This window comes from Mesorhizobium sangaii (assembly GCF_014207355.1).
Taxonomy (GTDB): domain Bacteria; phylum Pseudomonadota; class Alphaproteobacteria; order Rhizobiales; family Rhizobiaceae; genus Mesorhizobium; species Mesorhizobium sangaii.
Map to the genome: position 1 here is coordinate 1 of NZ_JACHEF010000031.1, position 2,311 is coordinate 2,311.

The window sequence follows — 2,311 nt, forward strand, 5'->3', positions numbered from 1 at the left end:
TGGAGCGCCGCTCGTAGCGGGCGCTGATGAGCTCGAACAGCACGCTCGTTTCGGCCTGGTCCTTGGTGACATAGGCGAGGTCGTCGAGGATGATCAGGTGGAAGCGATCGAGGCGATTTATGGCGGCCTCGAGGCCGAGTTCGCGGCGCGCGACCTGAAGCTTCTGGACGAGATCAGTGGTGCGGGTGAACATGACCCGCCATCCGGTCTCGATAAGGGCAAGTCCGATGGCCGAGGCGAGATGGCTCTTTCCGCCGCCTGGAGGGCCAAACAGAAGCAGGTTAGCTCCCTTCTCGAGCCAGCCTGTCGCCGGCGGTAATGGCCATCACCTGGGCCTTGGAGATCATCGGAACGGCTTCGAACTCGAATGTGTCGAGGGTCTTGCCCGGCAGCAGGCGCGCCTCGGCGAGATGGCGTTCGATACGTCGCCGGTCGCGCTCAGCCAGTTCATGTTCAATGATCGCAGCCAGGAAGCGAGCGGCCGGCCAGCCTTCCTTGTCGGCCTGTTCGGCAAACTGCGGCCACATAACCTTGATGGCCGGCAGGCGCAGTTCGTTGAGGAGCAAGCTCACCCTGGCGGAATCGACAGCGGGGTTCGTCTTCATGCCACATCTCCTGTCAGGTTGGCGCCAAGCAGGGCTTCATAGGCGTTGAGCGGAGCAAGGCGCACGACGACACTCGGCAACCGGGCGGGATCCGGCGCGAACCGTTCCCGTAAAGCAGCCATGTCGGGCAATCGCCGTGCCTGTAGCGAGGCGGTCAATTGATCAGCCAGTTCGCTCTCGCAGCCGCGCTCGTGCGCCATGGCCAGAAGCTCGACCATGGTGCGGCAGGCCTGCCGCTCAGGCAGTCGTTTTATGAGCATGTCGAAGGTTCGCCGGTAGGCCTCGCGGGGGAAGAGCTGGTCACGATAGACGAGGTTGAGCAGCGCCATCGGCTTGCGGCGCAGCGAATGGATGACATGCCGATAATTGACGACCTGGTCGTGCTTGCCGGTTGAAGAGGCGCGCCCGCGCGGCAGCGTCATGAGATGCGTGCCGCCGATGAAGATATCCAGCCGATCATCGAAGAGCCGCACTCTGAGGCGGTGGCCGATCAGGCGTGAGGGCACGGTGTAGAACACCTTGCGCAGCGTGAACCCGCCCGATGACGTGATGCGCACGGTGACCTCCTCGTAGTCGGAAGTGCGCCGGGCGGGCAGTTCCTGGAGTTCGGCCCGCTCGATGTCGATGCGCTTGGAGTTGCGAGCATTCACGCGGCTGACGATATCGTCGACAAAGCGACGGTAGGCTGCCAGGTCGTCGAAATCGCTCGATCCCCGCATCAGCAGCGCGTCATTGATCGCCCGCTTGAGATGGCCGTGCGGGCCTTCGACGGAGCCGTTCTCATGCGCAAATGCCGCGATTGTTGCGGGAAGGGATCATGCCGTAGTGGCCGCACAGTTCGTCGTAGCGGCGCGTCAGGTCCTCCCGGGCGTCCTTGTCAAGGTTGCGGAATGCCGCCGAGAGGCTGTCGCTGCGATGCTCGCGGGGAGCCCCGCCAAGCGACCACAGCGCGTTCTGCAGGCCTTCCGCCAGAGCGACGAAACTCTCGCCGCCGAGCACGACATGCCCATGCTCGAAGCCGGAATAGGCGAGCCGGAAATGGTAGAGCCGGTGATCGAGTGGCTGGCCCGCGATCGTGACGCCGGCGGCGGCCATGTCGGTGAAATCCGACAATCCCATGCGCCCAGGTACGTGAACCTGCCGGAAGATGACCTCCTGTTCCTCGCCATGGACGGCGCGCCAGGCTCGGACCCGGCGCTCGATCGTGCGGCGAATGCCAGCTCCAAGCTCGGGATGACGCCGGATCATCTCATCGAAGATGGCGATCGACCGGATGCCGGGAGCCGCCCGCAGCAGCGGCACGATCTCGGCGTCGAAAATCTCCGCGAGCGGATCGGGCCGGCGCCGTTGCCGCGGAACCTTCTTTTGCGAGGGCAGCTTCAAATCCTTCTCGATGCGATAGGCCGTGGCCGTGCTGATCGACGCCTTCGCCGCCGCGACGGCCGTCGTATTGGTCTGCCGGAACTTCATGAAAAGCCTCATCTGGTGATCGGTTACGTGGCGGCCGGGCACAAAGTGATTCCTCCCCAACAGGAAAAACCACCGGCATACCCGGTCGACCGTGATCACTAGACGAACGCCCCCGAAAAAGGAACGCGCCGCCGGCGGATTGAAACTCCAGTCGGGCTACGCCCTCCCTGCGTTCCAATCCGCCGGCATTCTCATCCTGATTGACGCTGCGCTCTCACGTTGATTGCCGCGCCGCA

The 2,311-nt window shown here is 63.9% G+C and carries 2 pseudogenes; both read right to left on the reverse strand.

What is annotated here, in order from left to right:
* Nucleotides 1-605 (reverse strand): annotated as a pseudogene (locus HNQ71_RS34525) (ATP-binding protein); the annotation flags it as partial.
* Nucleotides 602-2,117: pseudogene (gene istA / locus HNQ71_RS34530) on the reverse strand (IS21 family transposase). The pseudogenes istA and HNQ71_RS34525, both read right to left, overlap by 4 nt.
* Between the last annotated feature and the right edge of the window lie 194 nt (nt 2,118-2,311).